The sequence below is a fragment of the Rhodococcus sp. 06-470-2 genome, from assembly GCF_002258235.1.
GTDB lineage: Bacteria > Actinomycetota > Actinomycetes > Mycobacteriales > Mycobacteriaceae > Rhodococcoides.
This window is the reverse complement of record NZ_NOYB01000032.1, coordinates 213,248-231,157: the sequence shown is the minus strand read 5'-3', so window position 1 is coordinate 231,157 and position 17,910 is coordinate 213,248. Positions and strand designations below refer to the sequence as shown.

Here is a 17,910-nt window from a genome sequence, read left to right as displayed (position 1 = left end):
CGAACGGGTAGCTTGGACATCGATGACCGCAACACTGGCAGACCCTGTATCAGAGGTAGTAGCAGCAGCTCAGCGACTCCTCACCAAACGCACCGGAGCTCCGGTGACGTTGATCGACCCGGTGAACCTGGGGGGTAGCGGCCAAGCGATCGTGTTGCGAGTCCGAGTCTCCGAGAACCCGTTTCAACTTCCCCGCACCCTGGTGATCAAGCAGGTCCGCGACCTGCCCGCCGAATCCGGACAGCCCGCCGAGCTCGCCGACATCTCCAGCTCGAGTGCGTTCCTGCGCGAGGCGGCCTCGTACCAGTTCGCCAACGCCCTGGCCACGGACAGCAGGCCAGGACCCGAGCTGCACGCCTACGATCTCGATGCGCGGCTGCTGGTGCTCAGCGATCTCGGCGACGCCAGTCCCATCACCACTCTGCTGCGTAATTCCGACGAAGCCGCGGTGACCAATTCTCTGATGGCCATGGCCCAGGCCCTCGGCCGCATGCATGCCGCCACCGTCGGCCGCGAGGACGACTTCGCCGCTCTGTTGCGTCGGGTGGGGCAACCGGATTCCACCGACGGGATCTCCGCCCAGATACCGGGCGCGCTCGCCGACGTTCCAGGGATGCTGACCGATCTCCTGGGCGTCGGAGCCACCCCCGATGCGATTCTCGATCGCGTCTCTCGCAGCGGACGGCTGTTCGCGCACGGAGCCTTCCGTGCCTTCAGCCCGTCCGACCTGTGCCCCGACAACATCATCGTCAACGACGAAGGCGTGCGATTCCTCGATTACGAGTGGGGCGGATTCCGTGACGCCACCCTCGACATCACCTACGCGTTGGCGTCGTTCCCCGGTTGCCTGTGCAGCTTCGAGCTCTCGCACGATCGCGAGCAGGCGATGATCGACGCCTGGCGCGCGGAAGTGGTGGGCATCTGGCCGGCGTTGGCCGACGACACCGCCCTGGCGAGCAAGATCCTCGACGCGCGTCTGATCTGGGTATGGCTGAGCACCTACTGGTTCCTGCCCGACGACCACACTCGCATCGCAGCCGCGCGGGCGCACCATCTGTCGGTTCCGCGGTCGCAGGCACTGATCTCGCGGTGGGCGGTGCTGGCGGACAGTGCGGCGCGCGTCGGCGAAACAGGCATCGCGGAGTACGCGACGTCGGTCGGAACCGCTCTGCGGACGAAGTGGGAGCGCTGAGGAAGACGTCGTTCGCGCTCGCGGCGGTCGGATCGGTAGCGTTCGACCGGTGAGCAGCGGTTTCGGAAGTGACATCTCGGGCGGGGACATCTCGGGGAGCGACGAGTTCGGCGAGGACGGACTCTTCGACAGTCCTGCGGCACCGGAGGCGACGATCGCCGAATCCCGTCCGACGTCCGCCTATGTCAGGCCCGACGCCCCGCTGGCGGTGCGAATGCGGCCGACGACCCTCGACGAGGTGGTGGGGCAGTCTCATCTGTTGGCTCCCGGCGCACCGCTGCGGCGGCTCGTCGAGGGCTCCGGTGCGTCCTCGGTGATGCTCTACGGTCCACCGGGAACCGGCAAGACGACGCTGGCGTCGTTGATCTCGGGGGCGACCGGACGCAAGTTCGAGGCGCTGTCGGCCCTGTCGGCCGGAGTCAAGGAAGTGCGCAACGTCATCGAACTGGCGCGACGCCGACTCCTCTCGGGTGAGCAGACCGTGCTGTTCATCGACGAGGTGCACCGGTTCTCCAAGACGCAGCAGGATGCACTGCTCGCCGCCGTCGAGAATCGGATCGTGCTGTTGGTGGCTGCGACCACCGAGAACCCGTCGTTCTCGGTGGTGTCTCCGCTGCTGTCCCGGTCGTTGGTGCTGCAGTTGCAACCGCTGGGATCCGAGGACATCGAGTTGTTGCTCACTCGTGCCGCCAACGATCCGCGCGGATTGGACGGTGCGGTGACCATCGCCGAGGACGCGATGGATCACCTGGTGCGTCTCGCGGCCGGCGACGCCCGCCGAGCGCTGACGGCTCTCGAGGCGGCGGCGGGTGCCGCGACCGACGGAACGCTGGACCTCGCGACGGTCGAAGCCAGTGTCGACAAGGCCGCCGTGCGATACGACCGCGACGGAGACCAGCATTACGACGTCATCAGTGCGTTCATCAAGTCGATCAGAGGGTCCGACGTCGACGCCGCCCTGCACTATCTGGCTCGGATGATCACGGCAGGCGAGGACGCGCGGTTCATCGCGCGGCGTCTGGTGGTGCACGCCAGCGAGGACATCGGGATGGCCGATCCCACCGCCCTGCAGACCGCGACGGCCGCTGCCAGCGCGGTGCAGATGATCGGGATGCCCGAGGCGCGGTTGGCGCTGGCGCAGGCCACGATCCACCTGGCGACCGCCCCCAAGTCCGGGGCGGTGATCGGCGCACTCGGTGCGGCGATGGCCGACGTGGCGGCGGGCAAGTCGGGATCGGTGCCGCCGCATCTACGCGACGGCCACTACAAGGGAGCGCAAGGATTGGGAAACGCCGTCGGGTACCGGTACCCGCACAGCAGTCCCGGCGGCGTGCTGGGGCAGCAGTACCCACCGGACGAGCTGGTGGGCGTGAACTACTACGAGCCCACCGAACACGGCGCCGAGCGAGAAATCGCGACCAGAGTGGGGAAACTGCGACGCATCATCCGAGGCCGATAGGCCCTCGAGTCGGTACACGGCCTCGGACGCTAACCTGTATCAGTGCAGACCCATGAGATCCGCAGGCGTTTCCTCGACCATTTCGTGAAGGCGGGACACACCGAAGTACCCAGTGCGTCGTTGATCCTCGACGACCCGAATCTGCTGTTCGTCAATGCGGGCATGGTGCCCTTCGTCCCGTTCTTCCTCGGTCAGCAGACACCGCCGTACAAGACGGCGACGAGCGTCCAGAAGTGCGTGCGCACCCTCGACATCGAGAACGTCGGTATCACCACCCGCCACAACACGTTCTTCCAGATGGCAGGCAACTTCTCGTTCGGCGACTACTTCAAGCGCGACGCCATTCGGCATGCCTGGTCGCTGTTGACCGACAGTGTCGAGGACGGCGGGTACGGGTTCGACCCCGAGCGGATCTGGGCCACTGCGTATCTCGACGACGACGAGGCCATCGAGCTCTGGAAGGAGATCGCAGGCCTGCCCGACGAACGAATTCAACGTCGCGGAATGGCCGACAACTACTGGTCCATGGGCATTCCCGGGCCCTGTGGCCCGTGCTCGGAGATCTACTACGACCGCGGACCCGAGTTCGGTGCCGAGGGTGGTCCCGAGGCCGACGAGGACCGGTACATCGAGATCTGGAACCTCGTGTTCATGCAGAACGAACGCGGCAAGGGGATCAGCAAGGACGATTTCGAGATTCTCGGTCCGCTGCCGAAGCAGAACATCGACACCGGCATGGGCGTCGAGCGCGTCGCATTCCTACTGCAGGGCGTGGACAACGTCTACGAGACCGACCTCGTCCGACCGGTCATCGCCAAGGCCGAGGAGCTCTCGGGACGCGCCTACGGTGCGAATCACGAGGACGACGTCCGCTTCCGCGTCATCGCCGATCACGCGCGCACCGCCGCGCTGCTCATCTCCGATGGCGTCAACCCCGGCAACGACGGCCGCGGCTACGTGCTGCGCCGGTTGCTGCGCCGCATCGTGCGATCGGCACGGCTGCTCGGAGCACCCGACGAGACGATGGCGCAGTTCATCACCGTCGTGCGCGACACGATGGCCGAGTCCTATCCGAACCTCGTCACCGACTTCGATCGAATTCTCACCGTCGCTGTGGGGGAGGAGACCGCGTTTCTCAAGACCCTCACCTCGGGTTCACGGCTGTTCGAGGGTGCCGCCGAGGCAGTCAAGGCGTCGGGTGCGAAGAAGATCGGCGGCGCAGAAGCGTTCGCACTGCACGACACCTACGGGTTCCCGATCGATCTGACGCTCGAAATGGCCGCCGAGGCGGGGTTGTCGGTCGACGAGGACGGCTTCCGGTCGCTGATGGCCGAGCAGCGCAACCGGGCCAAGGACGACGCTCGCGCCCGTAAGCACGCACACGCCGACCTGACGGTCTACAAGGACTTCGTCGACGGTTCGCCGACCGAGTTCACCGGATTCGACGAGCTCGGTTCCGACGCAACGGTGTTGGCGCTGATCTCCAACGGCGTCCGGGTTCCGACCGCGGTTGCGGGAGAGCGGATCGAGATCATTCTCGACCGCAGCCCTCTCTACGCCGAGTCCGGTGGCCAGATCGCCGACATCGGCACCATCACCGCGCCCGGGCTCTCGGTCAAGGTCGACGACGTGCAGAAGATCGCCAAGAAGCTCTGGACTCACAAGTCCGTGGTCGAGTCGGGGCAGATCACCGAGGGCGACACCGTCCACGTCGACGTCGATCACGCCTGGCGCAAGGGTGCGACCCAGGGCCACTCCGGTACCCACATGGTGCACGCGGCCCTGCGACAGGTCCTCGGTCCGAACGCGACGCAGGCGGGTTCGTTGAACAAGCCCGGCTACCTTCGATTCGATTTCTCGTGGCAGGGCGCGCTCTCGGAGGCGCAGCGCGACGACATCGAGAACGTCGCCAACGACGCGGTTGGCTCGGACTTCGCGGTCAACACCCTGGTCACCGACCTCGACAGCGCCAAGAAGATGGGCGCGATGGCCCTGTTCGGCGAGAACTACGGCGACGAGGTGCGGGTGGTCGAGATCGGCGGACCGTTCTCGATGGAACTGTGCGGTGGTACGCACGTGCAGCACTCGTCGCAGATCGGACCGGTCACCATTCTCGGTGAATCGTCCGTCGGCTCCGGAGTGCGCCGCGTCGAAGCATTCGTCGGCCTCGACTCCTACCGCTACCTCGCCAAGGAACGCGCGCTGCTGGCCGGCATCGCGTCCTCGCTGAAGGTTCCGTCCGAGGAGGTCCCGGCGCGCATCGAGACCTTGGTCGAGCGCCTGCGGGTCGCGGAGAAGGAACTCGACGCCGTCAAGGCTGCCGCTGTGCTGGCCTCGGCAGGTGAGTTCGTCGGCAAGGCCGAGCGATTCGGTGACGTGCGAGCGGTGGTTGCCCGAGCACCGGAGGGTGTCGGCGGTAACGATCTGCGCACCCTGGTGACCGACATCCGAGGACGGCTGGGCACCGATCCGGCCGTGGTGGTGCTGTTCGGCACCGTGAGCGGCAAGGTCCCGTTCGTGGTCTCCGCCAACAAGGCAGCTCAGGATGCAGGCGTCGCGGCAGGCGATCTGGTGACGGCCTTCGGTCCGAGCATCGGTGGCCGAGGCGGAGGCAAGCCCGAGTTGGCCCAGGGGTCGGGATCGGACGTCGCCGGAATCGACGCCGGTATCGACGCCGCGCGGGCTCGACTGACCGAACTCACGACCCACTGACGATCGTGGTGACTCAGGGGCGTGGCCCCGATCGGCCCGGTGCCGACGATCCCGGACGTGGCCGTCGTATCGGCATCGACGTCGGCAGCGTCCGCATCGGCATCGCCGCGAGCGATCCGGACGGTGTGCTGGCCACGCCGGTCGAGACCGTGCCACGCTCGAAGATCAAGGGTCCCGACGCGCCGGACGTGGTGCGAGTGGCGGAGATCGTCGCCGAGTACGAGGCAGTCGAGATCGTGATCGGGCTTCCGCGGACGCTGCGCGGAGAACGCGGCAGCGCCGTCGAGGCAGCCGAGAGATTCGGCCGTTCCCTGTACCGGCGGTTGGGTGATGTTCCGATTCGGATGGCCGACGAGCGACTGACTACCGTGAGCGCATCGCGTGCCTTACGGGACAGTGGAGTGCGAGCCAAGAACCAACGATCGGTGATCGATCAGGCTGCGGCGGTGGCGATACTGCAGGGGTGGCTCGACGAGCGCCGCGCCGTATCGGATCGTGCAGCGACGAATTCAGGATCGACGGAGGTCGACGAGTGAACTACCAAGGGCCCGATCGGGACCGCCGAGACGCGCGCGCGGACGAGGCGCACACCGACCCGATCGGCTATTCGGTGGACGAGGGCAGCGAGTTCCACCGCAGCCTGCACGGCCATCCGCAGCGGCAGGAGCCGCACCCACGGGCCTCTCGTCACGGCGATCGCGAGGCCGAGCGCCCAGCGGTGCCCCAGGAGGTCGGACGCAGCCGTGCTGCGAGCCGCAAGAACCGAGCCGCGTCCAGCCGCAAGCGTCGCGGCCGCTTGGTGGCTGCGGTGCTCGGGCTCGTGTTGATCGTGGCAGTGGCAGGCGGAGGGTATTTCGCGGTGAACAAGTTCGGCAATCGCACGACACCGAACGCTGACTTCGCCGCGGGCTCACCGGGGGACGGCGTGGTGATTCAGGTTCATCCGAACGACACCGCGCAACAGATCGGTACCCAGGCAGCGGACAAAGGTGTCGTGGCCAGCTCGGGGGCGTTCCTCGAAGCAGCGCTGTCGAACAACGCCATCACCTCGGTTCAACCCGGCTTCTATCTGCTCGCCAGCAACGTGCCTGCCTCGCAGGCCGTCTCCGAACTGGTCGACCCCGCGTCCCGAGTGGGCAACATGGTGATCTCCGAGGGCCGCCAGTTGCACGACGCTCGCGACGTGAACACCGGTGCGGTCAAGAAGGGCATCTACACCCTGATCTCCGAGGCCAGCTGCGTGGACCGAACCGGCAGTGGAACCCCCACCTGCGTGAGCTACGACGACCTCAACGCGGCCGGAGCTGTGGACGACCCGGCTGCCCTCGGCGTGCCCGACTGGGCCACCGATCGCGTCGAAGGAGTCCCGGACCGCGATCGGCAGCTCGAGGGCCTGATCGCCGCGGGAACCTGGGACTTCGATCCCAGCGCGGCTCCGACCGACATTCTCGAGCAGTTGGTGTCCGAGAGTGCCACCCGCTACGAGGACACCGGAATTCTCACCGCGGGCGCCAACTCCGGGCTGACTCCGTACGACACCCTCGTCGCCGCGTCGCTCGTCGAACGTGAGTCCCTGCCCCAGGACTTCAGCAAAGTGGCCCGGGTGATTCTCAATCGCCTCGCCGTACCGCAGAAGCTCGAGTTCGACTCGACGGTCAACTACTCGCTCGACACGACCGAGGTGGCCACCACCGACGCCGACCGCGCCCGAGTCACCCCGTGGAACACCTATGCCAGCGAAGGGCTACCGGCAACCCCGATCTCCTCGCCGAGCATCGGTGCGGTGCAGGCGGTCGAGATGCCCGCCGACGGTGACTGGTTGTACTTCGTGACCATCAACCAGGCGGGCGAAACCCTGTTCACCCGCAGCTACGAGGAACACCTGGCCAACATCACCAAGGTCGAGGGTGGCTTCCTCGACAGCGGCCGCTGACGTGCGCGCCGCCGTGCTGGGAAGCCCCGTCGAACACTCGAAGTCGCCCGTGCTGCACTGCGCTGCGTACCGCGCGCTCGGCCTCACCGACTGGACCTACGAGCGCATCGACTGCACCGGTGAGCAGTTGCCCGGCCTGCTCGACGGTTTCGGCCCCGAATGGGTCGGCGTGTCGGTCACCATGCCGGGCAAGGTTGCCGCTCTGGAGTACGCGACCGAACGCACCGCGCGGGCAGTTCTGGCCGGCTCGGCGAACACCCTGGTGCGGACCGCGTCGGGCTGGCGCGCCGACTGCACGGACGTCGACGGAATCGTGGGTGCACTGCGCGACGCCGGAGTCGAGGACCTGTCCGGTGGCACCGTGACGGTGGTCGGTGCCGGGGGAACGTCGAGGCCGGCGATCGTGGCGCTGGCCGGGCTCGGAGCGGCTGCGGTCACCGTGGTCGCGCGGTCGGCCGAGCGCGCCCGGGACACACTGGACTGCGCCGTCGCCGCGGGAATGCGCGCGGAGTTCGTGAACATGACAGACCCTCGTCTCGCCACTGTCGCAGCGGCCTCGGCGGTACTGGTGAGCACCGTTCCGGCGGCCGGAGCGGCCGCCATCGCGTCGGATCTCGCCCATGCGCCGCTGGTACTCGACGCCATCTACGACCCGTGGCCGACGCCCCTGGCAGCTGCCGTGGAGGCGGCCGGTGGAACCGTCATCAGCGGATTGTCGATGCTGCTCAATCAGGCCTACGGGCAGGTGGAGCAATTCACCGGCAAGCCGGCACCACGAGCCATCATGCGGGACGCGCTGGCCACCGTGCGGTGAGCTTCATCCGCCGATAGTCCACGGGCCGCGAGTTGTCCACAGGCCGTGAGTTGTACACAGGGCAATCTGCCACCTGGGCTTTCGTCACAGCCGGCCGCCACCGCGATGCAACCCTTCGATCATGACGGGTCTGTGTGTCGCGGTCGTGGTCGGCGCCGCCGCGGGGATGACGATGCGCCGCTGCCTGGTCCGATGGAATCCTCGGCTCCTGCCGCTGCTGTCTGCGATCGGGACCGGATGGGTCTGGTGGCGGTTCGGCGGCTCCGAGTACGCGTTCTCGTTGTGCATAACGATGTGGTGGTTCGCCGCCCTCAGCGCCGTCGACCTGCAGCAGCGCCGGTTGCCGAACATCCTGACCGTCCCCGGAGCGATCGTGGTGACGATCGCGCTCGTCGTCACCGGCTCGGCGAGCGCAGTGCTCGGCGGCGCTCTGCTGTTCGCGATCTATCTGGTCGTTCACCTTCTCGCGCCCGCCGCGTTCGGCGCGGGGGACGTCAAACTCGCCTGGTCGGTCGGCTCGATCGCAGGCGTGGGCGGCGGAGAAGGATGGGCGATCGCCGCAGTGGCGGCACCGGTGGTAACTGCCGTGGTGGGGTCGGTCGTCGCGGCGTTCGGGCACGGGCGCGCGCGCATCGCGCACGGCCCGTCCATGTGCGCGGCCACCCTGCTGGCATCCGCGGCGTCCCTGGCGTGAAAAGATGTTCGAGTGCTGCGCTGGATAACTGCCGGAGAATCCCACGGACCCGCTCTCGTCGCCATCCTCGAAGGAATGGTCGCGGGAGTAGAGGTGACCTCGGACGACATTGCCTCTCAACTCGCGCGCCGTCGCCTCGGCTACGGCCGCGGTGCCCGCATGAAGTTCGAGGCCGACAAAGTGACCCTCACCGGCGGTGTTCGACACGGACGCACCATGGGCGGGCCGGTTGCGATAGAGGTCGGCAACACCGAGTGGCCCAAATGGGAGCAGGTGATGTCGGCCGACCCCGTCGACGACGCAGTGCTCGCGGATCTTGCGCGCAACTCTCCGTTGACCCGGCCGCGGCCCGGTCATGCCGACTTCTCCGGAATGCTCAAGTACGGATTCGACGACGCTCGTCCGGTGCTCGAACGCGCCAGTGCTCGTGAGACCGCCGCCCGGGTCGCCATCGGCACTGTCGCCCGTCTGTTCCTGAAGCAGGCGTTCGGCGTCGACGTCGTGTCCCATGTGATCTCCATCGGTGCGTCCGACCCCTACGTTGGACCGCCGCCCGCAGGTGCCGACCTCGACGCGATCGACGCCTCCCCGGTTCGCGCCTTCGACAAGGCCGCCGAGGAGTCGATGATCGCCGAGATCGAAGCCGCGAAGAAGGACGGCGACACCCTCGGCGGCGTCGTCGAGGTCGTCGTGCACGGCCTACCCGTCGGCCTCGGATCGTTCGTCTCCGGAGAACGCAAACTCGACGCCCGACTGGCCGCAGCACTGATGGGCATCCAGGCCATCAAGGGGGTCGAGATCGGGGACGGCTTCGAGACCGCACGTCGACGCGGAAGCGTCGCCCACGACGAGATCAAGCCCGGGCCCGACGGTGTCTTGCGCTCGACCAACCGCGCAGGCGGCATCGAGGGCGGTATGACCAACGGTGAGGCACTGCGAGTGCGGGCGGCGATGAAGCCCATCTCGACGGTTCCGCGTGCGCTGGCAACGGTCGACATGACGACCGGTGACGAGGCAGTGGCCATTCATCAGCGCTCGGACGTCTGCGCTGTTCCGGCTGCAGGCGTCGTCGCGGAGACCATGGTCGCCCTGGTGGTCGCGCAGGCAGCGTTGGAGAAGTTCGGTGGGGACTCGCTGGCGGAGACGACGAGCAACGTCGACCACTACGTGAAGGGCACCGCCGCCCGACCTCCACGATGACCCCGTACGCGGTCCTCGTCGGACCGCCGGGAGCAGGGAAGTCGACGATCGGTCGACGGCTGGCACAGGCGCTGGACCTGGACCTGTTCGACACCGACGTGGCCATCGAGCGAGACACCGGTCGCACGATCGCCGACATCTTCTCGCACGACGGCGAACCGGCGTTTCGGCAGATCGAGGAGCGGATAGTCGCCGGTGCTCTGGCCTCGCACGACGGGATCGTCTCCCTCGGCGGTGGTGCCGTGCTGTCGCCCGCGACCCGCGCCCTACTGTCCGGGCACACAGTGGTGTACCTGGAGATCAGTGTGGCCGAGGGGCTTCGGCGAACCGGTGCGAACACGGTTCGGCCGCTGCTCGCCGGCCCCGACCCGCGTGCGAAGTACCAGCAACTGATGCGTCATCGGCGACCTCTCTATCGTTCGGTGGCCACGGTGCGAGTGCGCACCGACAGTCGCAGCCCCGCTCGGGTCGTGGGCCAGTTGGTGGCGAAGCTGACGGCGATCGCCCCTGTTCCCGGGCGCGATGCGAACGAGAGAAACCCCCAGTAGATGAAGGTGATTCGATGACAGAGCCCGTGCGCGTCCAGGTCGAGACAGCCAACCCGTACCCGGTGATCATCGGCCGAGGTCTGTTGACGGACCTCGTCGACGAGCTCGCCGGAACGGCCACCGTGGCGATCTTCCACCAACCTCCGCTGGCCGAGACCGCGGAGGCTGTGCGAGCTGCGTTGGCGGACAAGGGAATCGACGCTCACCGCATCGAGATCCCGGATGCCGAGGACGGCAAGGATCTGGCAGTGGCGGGGTTCTGCTGGGAGGTTCTCGGTCGAATCGGTCTCACCCGCAGCGACGCCATCGTCAGTCTGGGCGGCGGCGCGGCAACGGACCTGGCCGGCTTCGTTGCAGCGACCTGGATGCGCGGAGTTCGTATCGTCCACGTCCCGACCACGCTGCTGGCCATGGTCGACGCGGCCGTGGGCGGCAAGACCGGCATCAACACCGATGCGGGAAAGAACCTCGTCGGCTCGTTCCACGAACCGGCCGCCGTGTTGATCGATCTGGCGACGCTCGAGACCGTCCCCAAGAACGAGATCGTCTCCGGCCTGGCCGAGGTGATCAAGACCGGGTTCATCGCCGATTCGAAGATCCTGGACATCATCGAGGCGGATCCTGCCGCAGCGCTGGATCCGACCGGCGACGTGCTGCCCGAGCTGATCAGGCGCTCCGTCGAGGTCAAGGCGAAGGTCGTGGCGGCGGATCTGCGCGAGTCGAACCTGCGCGAGATTCTTAACTACGGGCACACGCTCGCCCACGCCATCGAGCGGCGGGAGCAGTACCGCTGGCGCCACGGTGCCGCCGTGTCGGTCGGTCTGGTGTTCGCGGCCGAGCTCGGACGCCTGGCCGGACGCCTGGACGACGCCACGGCCGACCGCCACCGCTCGATTCTCGAATCGGTGGGCTTGCCGGTCACGTACGACGAGCACGCGTTCTCGGATCTGCTCAAGGGCATGCAGACGGACAAGAAGAACCGGGCCGGGCTGTTGCGGTTCGTGGTTCTGGACGGTCTCGCCAAGCCCGGACGGCTCGAGGGGCCGGACCCGGCACTGCTCGTCGCCGCATTCTCCGCGGTCGGTCGTGAGGCCCCGGCCGCAGGGGGGTCGGCCATTCTGTTGTGACCTCGTGAGAGGCAACTCGGGTACGGACGAAGAACGGGCGGTGATCGACGCGAAAGCGTCGATCACCGCCCGTCGGTCGATGTGGGGGAGTCAGGAACCGTCGGCGCTGCCGTGACGTCCACGCTTGTCCAGACGCGGCTTGCCGTCTGCGTCCACCGCCGAGAACACCTCGGTGTCGGCTTCGCCGTGCTCGGAGGCCCACTGAGTTTCGGACCGCTGAGTTTCGGACCGCGCGGGTTCGGACTGCGTTGCCTCGCCCTGTCTCGACCGATTCTCCTGACCGGCGTTGACCAGCTGGCGGTCGTGCGCGCGTTCGGCGTCCGACGTGGCCAGTTTCTTCTTGGCCTCGCGGTTGACGATCTGCCTTCCCGCGAACACCGCGATGCTCGCGGCGATGAAGATGGTGAGAATGGTAAACGCGGCTCCGGACGTCAACTCGAAGACCAGACCGTTCTGCCCCAGGCTGAAGTCGACGAAGAAGTCCACTATCCAGCTCAGGAGACCTCCGAGGAGCCCGCCGACCACTGCGGCTTTGATCCAGACCATGGTCAGGTCCTCGCCGTCGTCGGGGTCGGGGTGCTTGCGTCGGTCGCGGATTCCGTCGATGCCGGCCCACACGATGATGACGAGCAGCACGAGGGCGTAGGCCACCCAGCGCAGTGCCGATCCGCTCAGCGGCCACATCGACACTGCCGCCCCCAGCAGCAGTCGAACGACGACGTTGACCAATCCCATACTTATGCCACGCACTGCCCACCCAGTCATGCGGCACAGCATATCCGCACGTCGAACTTTGTGTGTCGGGGCCCACAAGTTCGATGACCCGGTCGAGTCGAACGGAGCGTGTGCCACGCCCGGTAATGTCGAAACCATGCCTGCCGATTTCGGTGCCCGTCGTGGTGCCCTACGAGAACTGTTGGCCGCCGACGGACTCGATTCGATGTTGATCACCGATCTTCTCAACGTCCGATACCTGACCGGATTCACCGGCTCGAATGCCGCGTTGCTGGTCTCGGCGGCCGATTCGGCCGGCGACGAGGATCGGACGGTGATCTGCACCGACGGTCGGTACGTCACTCAGGTGGCCGAACAGGTCCCGGATCTGCGCGCCGAGATCGACCGGGCGTCGGCGATGCATCTGCTTCGATCGTCGGTCGCGGGCAACACCGGTCGCGTGGGCTTCGAGAGCCACGTGGTGACAGTGGATGCACACCGAGCGTGGTCGGAGCTCGACGGTGCCGTGGAGTTGGTGCGCGCACCGGGTGTCGTGGAGTCGTTGCGCATGGTCAAGGACGAGTTCGAGGTGGGATTGCTCAGGGACGCCTGCCGCGCCGCCGACGACGCGCTGGCCGACCTGATCGGCGGGGGCGGGATCCGTGCAGGCCGGACCGAGCGTGAGGTCGCCCGCGAGCTCGAGTCGTCGATGCTCGATCACGGTGCCGATGCTGTGTCGTTCGAGACCATCGTCGCTGCCGGAGCCAATTCGGCGGTCCCGCATCACCGGCCGACCGATGCGGTGCTGGCCGACGGAGACTTCGTCAAGCTCGACTTCGGTGCACTCGTCGGCGGCTACCACTCGGACATGACTCGCACCTTCGTCATCGGGACTCCCGCGCAGTGGCAGCGCGATCTGTACGAGCTGGTGCAGCGGTCGCAGACAGCCGGTCGAGACGCTCTGGCTCCAGGGGTGACCACCGCCTCGGTCGACGCCGCGTCGCGCTCGGTGATCGAGGATGCGGGGTACGGGGAGTACTTCCTGCACGGGCTCGGCCACGGCGTCGGTCTGGAAATCCACGAAGCGCCGGGAATCGCGAAGACGAGCACCGGTACACTGCTGAGCGGTGCAGCGGTCACCGTCGAGCCGGGTGTCTACTTCTCCGGTCGCGGCGGCGTTCGGATCGAGGACACACTCGTCGTTCGCGACGGGGGTCCGGAACTGCTCACCCTGACAAGCAAGGAACTCACGTCCGTCTAGCGCGCGGGCTGGAGCGAATCCAAGCACGTGACCGACGGCGCGTCACGCGCACAAACGATTGAGGAGACGCGAAGCAAGTGGCTTCCACCAGCGATTTCAAGAACGGACTGGTTCTCAACTTGGAGAACCAGCTGTGGTCGATCATCGAATTCCAGCACGTCAAGCCGGGTAAGGGGCCCGCATTCGTGCGGACCAAGCTCAAGAACGTGCTCTCGGGCAAGGTCGTCGACAAGACGTTCAACGCCGGTGTGAAGGTCGAGACCGCAACGGTCGACCGTCGCGACATGACGTACCTCTACCACGACGGTAGCGACTACGTGTTCATGGACGCCGACACGTACGACCAGCTCTCGATCGGTGAGGCAACCGTCGGTGACGGCGCACGCTTCCTGCTCGAGAACCTGCGCGTCCAGGTCGCCATGCACGAAGGCGTTCCGCTGTACGTCGAGCTTCCCGTCACCGTCGAGCTCGAGGTCAAGCACACCGACCCCGGCCTGCAGGGTGATCGCTCCACCGGTGGCACCAAGCCGGCAACCCTCGAGACCGGAGCCGAGATCTCGGTGCCGCTGTTCATCAACACCGGCGACAAGCTCAAGGTCGACTCGCGTGACGGAAACTACCTCGGGCGTGTGAACTCCTAACGTGTCATCGAAGAAGTCGACCTCCTCCGCCTCGCAGAACGGTGCCCCCGGTGCGAAGAAGCTGGGTGCGCGCCACAAGGCCCGCAAGCGCGCGGTGGACTTTCTGTTCGAGGCGGAGGCGCGCAACGTCGATCCGGTGAACCTCACCACCGAGCGAATCGAACTCGCACGCGGCGACGACACCATCGCTCCCGTCAGCGACTACACCTCGACCCTGGTCGAGGGCGTCGCCGAGAATCTCGATCGCCTCGACGGCGTGATCGCCGATCACCTCAAGGACTGGACGCTCACCCGTCTGCCCGCAGTGGACAGGGCCATCCTGCGCGTCGCGGTGTGGGAGTTGTTCCACGCCACCGATGTTCCACCGGTCGTGGCCGTCGACGAAGCCGTCGAGCTGGCCAAGCAGTTGTCCACCGACGATTCGCCCGGCTTCGTCAACGGCGTACTGGGTCAGATCGTCCTCGTCGCGCCTCAGGTACGCGCCGCGGCCGCGGCGGTCTCGAGCCGTACGCAGACCGACGCGTCCGGTGAGGCATCGGTCGACGCCGAGCAGTGATCGAACGGTTGACGCCCGTGTGACCGAACGCTCTGCGAGCCTGCTGGTCGTGGTTCGCAGAGCGTTGCTAGGCTCTACGCAGTTGTTGTCAGACATCCTTTAACGATCCGTCCAGAGAGGCGGAGAAGGAGGTCGTAGTTTGCCTGCGCCCGAAAGCTCGTCCGCGAACCCCGCCGTTCGCGAATTGCTGTCCTCGGCCGATGTGGGGCGCACCATCTCCCGCATGGCCCACCAGATCATCGAGAAGACGGCCCTCGACGCCGCCGACTCGCCGCGCGTGGTGCTCCTCGGCATTCCCACCCGCGGGACCACGTTGGCGGAACGTCTCGCCGAACGTATCGAGGCATTCTCCGGAGTACGCCCCCCGCTGGGTTCTCTCGACATCACCCTCTACCGCGACGATCTGCGAAACAAGCCGCACCGTCCACTCGAACGTACGTCGGTGCCCGCAGGCGGTGTCGATGACGCACTGGTGGTGCTTGTCGACGACGTGCTGTTCTCCGGCCGAACCGTGCGATCTGCGCTCGACGCCCTCCGTGACCTCGGCCGCCCTCGCGCCGTGCAGCTCGCAGTCCTGATCGACCGCGGCCACCGCGAGCTTCCGCTTCGGGCGGACTATGTCGGCAAGAACGTCCCCACAGCGCGCACCGAGGACGTGTCGGTGTTGCTCTCCGAACACGACGGCCGCGACGGGGTCAGCCTGTCCGAGGGAGGATCCGCTCGATGAAGCATCTGCTCTCGGTCGCCGACCTGACGGCCGAATCGGCCACCGAACTCCTCGACGAAGCCGAACGATTCGAGCAGGCGCTCCTCGGCCGCGAAGTCAAGAAACTCCCGACATTGCGCGGACGCACCATCATGACGGTGTTCTTCGAGAACTCGACACGTACCCGCGTCTCGTTCGAGGTCGCAGGCAAGTGGATGAGCGCCGACGTCATCAACGTCAGCGCCAGCAGCTCGTCGGTGTCGAAGGGAGAGTCGCTCCGCGACACCGCGATGACGCTGCGCGCCGCCGGAGCCGATGCACTGATCGTCAGGCACCCGGCATCCGGTGCCGCACATCAGATCGCCCAATGGACCGCCGATCAGGGCACCGGCAGCACCACCGACGGTCGTTCCGCAGGCTCCACTCCCGGCCTAGTCGGTCGTTCCGCAGGCTCCACTCCTGGAGGGGGCCCCGCGGTGATCAATGCCGGCGACGGCACGCACGAACACCCCACCCAGGCTCTGCTCGACGCCTTGACGGTGCGCCAACGACTCGGCGACATCGCCGGCCGTCGGATCGCGATCGTCGGCGACATCCTGCACAGCCGGGTGGCGCGCTCGAATGCGATCCTGCTGGCCACGCTCGGTGCCGAGGTGGTGCTGATCGCACCACCGACCCTGCTGCCCGTCGGAGTGACCGGCTGGCCGGTGCGGGTCTCGCACGACATCGACGCCGAACTGCCCGGACTGGATGCGGTGCTGATGCTCAGAGTGCAGGCCGAGCGAATGAACGGCGGATTCTTCCCCTCCGCTCGTGAGTACTCGATCACGTACGGGCTCTCGCAGCGCAGGCTCGACCTGCTGCCCGAGCATGCCGTCGTACTGCACCCCGGTCCGATGCTGCGCGGTATGGAGATCGCGTCCTCGGTGGCCGACTCTCCGAAAACTGCAGTCCTGCAACAGGTTACGAATGGAGTTCACGTGCGGATGGCGGTGCTGTTCCGATTGCTGGTCGGTTCGGACGGGGGTGCGTCGTGACCGCACCCGCGACCTCCGTTCTGCTCCGCGGCGTGCTGCTGTACGGCGAGGGCCCCGAGACCGACGTCCTGATCGCCGGTGAGGAGATCGCGGGGATCGGCTCGGACCTCGACGCCGACGGAGCCGAGGTCGTCGACGCCCGCGGCCAGATTCTGCTGCCGGGATTCGTCGACATGCACACGCACCTGCGCGAGCCCGGCCGCGAGGACACCGAAACGATCGAATCCGGTTCGGCCGCAGCAGCTCTGGGCGGCTACACCGCGGTGTTCGCGATGGCGAACACCGACCCGGTCGCCGACTCGGTGGTGGTGACCGACCACGTATGGCGTCGGGGACAGGAAGTCGGTCTCGTCGACGTCCACCCCGTCGGAGCGATCACCGTCGGATTGAAGGGCAAGCAGCTCGCCGAGATGGCCACGATGGCCGCGGGAATCGGCCGGGTGAAGATGTTTTCCGACGACGGCCACTGCGTCGACGATCCACTGATCATGCGTCGGGCGCTGGAGTACTCGAGTTCCCTCGGTGTGCTCATCGCTCAGCACGCCGAGGAACCCCGGCTCACCGTCGGTGCCGTCGCACACGAGGGCCCGACGGCGGCTCGCCTCGGACTGGCCGGTTGGCCGCGTGCGGCCGAGGAATCGATCGTCGCTCGCGACGCCCTGCTGGCTCGTGACGCAGGTGCGCGGGTGCACATCTGTCACGCATCCACTGCAGGCACCGTCGAGTTGATGAAATGGGCACGCGGACAGGGTATTTCGATCACCGCCGAGGTCACCCCGCATCACCTGCTGCTCGACGATTCGCGGCTCGAGACGTACGACGCGATCAACAAGGTGAACCCGCCACTACGTGAGAAGTCCGACGTCGACGCCCTGCGCAAGGGCTTGGCGGACGGCGTTATCGATTGTGTGGCAACCGATCACGCTCCGCATGCCGAGCAGGACAAGTGCTGCGAGTTCTCGATCGCTCGTCCCGGAATGCTCGGGCTCGAAACCGCACTGTCCATCGTCGTCGACACGATGGTGACCCCGGGACTGCTCGATTGGCGCGGCGTGGCGCGGGTGATGAGCGAGCGTCCCGCCCAGATCGTCGGATTGGCCGATCAGGGACGACCCATCGAGGTCGGTGAGATCGCGAACCTCACGCTGGTGGACCCGAAAGCGAGCTGGACGGTCTCCGGCAAGAAGCTGGCCAGCGTCGCACACAACACGCCGTTCGAGGACATGAGCTTCTCCTCGAAGGTGACCACGACGGTGCTGCGCGGGCGAATCACCGTCCGCGACGGAGTCGTGGCGAACAGAGCGGGAGAGTAGAGC

Annotated in this window: 17 protein-coding genes; 16 read left to right on the top strand and 1 reads right to left on the bottom strand. The window is 66.9% G+C overall.

The window, feature by feature from the left end; genetic code table 11:
• Positions 1–22 precede the first annotated feature (22 nt).
• From CH276_RS16670 to aroB, 10 genes are all read left to right on the top strand, one after another.
• A complete protein-coding gene (locus CH276_RS16670; RefSeq protein ID WP_094630038.1) occupies positions 23–1,192 on the top strand; it encodes a kinase in 1,170 nt (389 codons plus the stop codon).
• Between the two features lie 49 nt (positions 1,193–1,241).
• Positions 1,242–2,651, top strand: a complete 1,410-nt coding sequence (locus tag CH276_RS16665; RefSeq protein WP_254924105.1) for a replication-associated recombination protein A — start codon at positions 1,242–1,244, stop codon at positions 2,649–2,651.
• Positions 2,652–2,693: 42 nt separating this feature from the next.
• A complete protein-coding gene (gene alaS, locus CH276_RS16660) occupies positions 2,694–5,363 on the top strand; it encodes an alanine--tRNA ligase (protein ID WP_094630037.1) in 2,670 nt (889 codons plus the stop codon).
• A 5-nt stretch (positions 5,364–5,368) separates the two neighbouring features.
• Positions 5,369–5,899 (top strand): Holliday junction resolvase RuvX, encoded by a 531-nt coding sequence (ruvX, locus tag CH276_RS16655; protein ID WP_373453912.1) that lies wholly within the window; start codon positions 5,369–5,371, stop codon positions 5,897–5,899.
• Positions 5,896–7,296 carry an endolytic transglycosylase MltG gene (locus tag CH276_RS16650; protein ID WP_094630036.1) on the top strand — a complete coding sequence of 467 codons (1,401 nt, stop codon included), beginning with the start codon at positions 5,896–5,898 and terminating at the stop codon, positions 7,294–7,296. Before ruvX ends, CH276_RS16650 begins: the two co-directional genes overlap by 4 nt.
• A complete protein-coding gene (locus CH276_RS16645) occupies positions 7,271–8,110 on the top strand; it encodes a shikimate dehydrogenase (protein WP_441344219.1) in 840 nt (279 codons plus the stop codon). Before CH276_RS16650 ends, CH276_RS16645 begins: the two co-directional genes overlap by 26 nt.
• A gap of 121 nt (positions 8,111–8,231) precedes the next feature.
• Positions 8,232–8,804, top strand: coding sequence for a prepilin peptidase (locus CH276_RS16640; protein ID WP_045195316.1), 573 nt, complete (start codon positions 8,232–8,234; stop codon positions 8,802–8,804).
• Between the two features lie 12 nt (positions 8,805–8,816).
• The gene (gene aroC, locus CH276_RS16635) at positions 8,817–10,004 is read left to right on the top strand and encodes a chorismate synthase (protein ID WP_032397981.1); all 1,188 of its coding nucleotides are present in this window, start codon (positions 8,817–8,819) and stop codon (positions 10,002–10,004) included.
• On the top strand, positions 10,001–10,552 hold the full coding sequence (locus tag CH276_RS16630; RefSeq protein WP_032397982.1) for a shikimate kinase: 552 nt from the start codon (positions 10,001–10,003) through the stop codon (positions 10,550–10,552). The genes aroC and CH276_RS16630 overlap by 4 nt, the downstream gene beginning before the upstream one ends.
• A gap of 14 nt (positions 10,553–10,566) precedes the next feature.
• On the top strand, positions 10,567–11,679 hold the full coding sequence (aroB, locus tag CH276_RS16625) for a 3-dehydroquinate synthase (RefSeq protein WP_094630034.1): 1,113 nt from the start codon (positions 10,567–10,569) through the stop codon (positions 11,677–11,679).
• A 90-nt stretch (positions 11,680–11,769) separates the two neighbouring features.
• Here the strand turns inward: aroB and CH276_RS16620 are convergent, their stop codons facing one another.
• Positions 11,770–12,444 (bottom strand): B-4DMT family transporter, encoded by a 675-nt coding sequence (locus CH276_RS16620; protein WP_094630106.1) that lies wholly within the window; start codon positions 12,442–12,444, stop codon positions 11,770–11,772.
• A gap of 106 nt (positions 12,445–12,550) precedes the next feature.
• Here CH276_RS16620 and CH276_RS16615 point away from each other — a divergent pair, with 106 nt between their 5' ends.
• The 6 genes from CH276_RS16615 to CH276_RS16590 all read left to right on the top strand — a co-directional run bounded on the left by CH276_RS16615 (position 12,551) and on the right by CH276_RS16590 (position 17,907).
• Positions 12,551–13,654, top strand: coding sequence for a M24 family metallopeptidase (locus CH276_RS16615; protein WP_094630033.1), 1,104 nt, complete (start codon positions 12,551–12,553; stop codon positions 13,652–13,654).
• A gap of 77 nt (positions 13,655–13,731) precedes the next feature.
• Positions 13,732–14,295 (top strand): elongation factor P, encoded by a 564-nt coding sequence (gene efp, locus CH276_RS16610; RefSeq protein ID WP_027496978.1) that lies wholly within the window; start codon positions 13,732–13,734, stop codon positions 14,293–14,295.
• Position 14,296: 1 nt separating this feature from the next.
• Positions 14,297–14,851, top strand: a complete 555-nt coding sequence (nusB, locus tag CH276_RS16605) for a transcription antitermination factor NusB (protein ID WP_045195309.1) — start codon at positions 14,297–14,299, stop codon at positions 14,849–14,851.
• A gap of 139 nt (positions 14,852–14,990) precedes the next feature.
• The gene (pyrR, locus tag CH276_RS16600; RefSeq protein WP_032397985.1) at positions 14,991–15,578 is read left to right on the top strand and encodes a bifunctional pyr operon transcriptional regulator/uracil phosphoribosyltransferase PyrR; all 588 of its coding nucleotides are present in this window, start codon (positions 14,991–14,993) and stop codon (positions 15,576–15,578) included.
• The gene (locus tag CH276_RS16595) at positions 15,575–16,594 is read left to right on the top strand and encodes an aspartate carbamoyltransferase catalytic subunit (protein ID WP_094630032.1); all 1,020 of its coding nucleotides are present in this window, start codon (positions 15,575–15,577) and stop codon (positions 16,592–16,594) included. Before pyrR ends, CH276_RS16595 begins: the two co-directional genes overlap by 4 nt.
• A complete protein-coding gene (locus tag CH276_RS16590) occupies positions 16,591–17,907 on the top strand; it encodes a dihydroorotase (protein ID WP_094630031.1) in 1,317 nt (438 codons plus the stop codon). Before CH276_RS16595 ends, CH276_RS16590 begins: the two co-directional genes overlap by 4 nt.
• Positions 17,908–17,910: the final 3 nt, after the last annotated feature.

What these genes read in the sequence shown, in the direction of transcription:
- aroB (WP_094630034.1), top strand. Translation starts at nt 10,567, where the DNA reads ATGACAGAGCCCGTGCGCGTCCAGGTCGAGACAGCCAACCCGTACCCG.
- CH276_RS16620 (WP_094630106.1), bottom strand. Translation starts at nt 12,444, where the DNA reads ATGACTGGGTGGGCAGTGCGTGGCATAAGTATGGGATTGGTCAACGTC.
- CH276_RS16670 (WP_094630038.1), top strand. Translation starts at nt 23, where the DNA reads ATGACCGCAACACTGGCAGACCCTGTATCAGAGGTAGTAGCAGCAGCT.
- CH276_RS16640 (WP_045195316.1), top strand. Translation starts at nt 8,232, where the DNA reads ATGACGGGTCTGTGTGTCGCGGTCGTGGTCGGCGCCGCCGCGGGGATG.
- CH276_RS16595 (WP_094630032.1), top strand. Translation starts at nt 15,575, where the DNA reads ATGAAGCATCTGCTCTCGGTCGCCGACCTGACGGCCGAATCGGCCACC.
- CH276_RS16615 (WP_094630033.1), top strand. Translation starts at nt 12,551, where the DNA reads ATGCCTGCCGATTTCGGTGCCCGTCGTGGTGCCCTACGAGAACTGTTG.
- CH276_RS16630 (WP_032397982.1), top strand. Translation starts at nt 10,001, where the DNA reads ATGACCCCGTACGCGGTCCTCGTCGGACCGCCGGGAGCAGGGAAGTCG.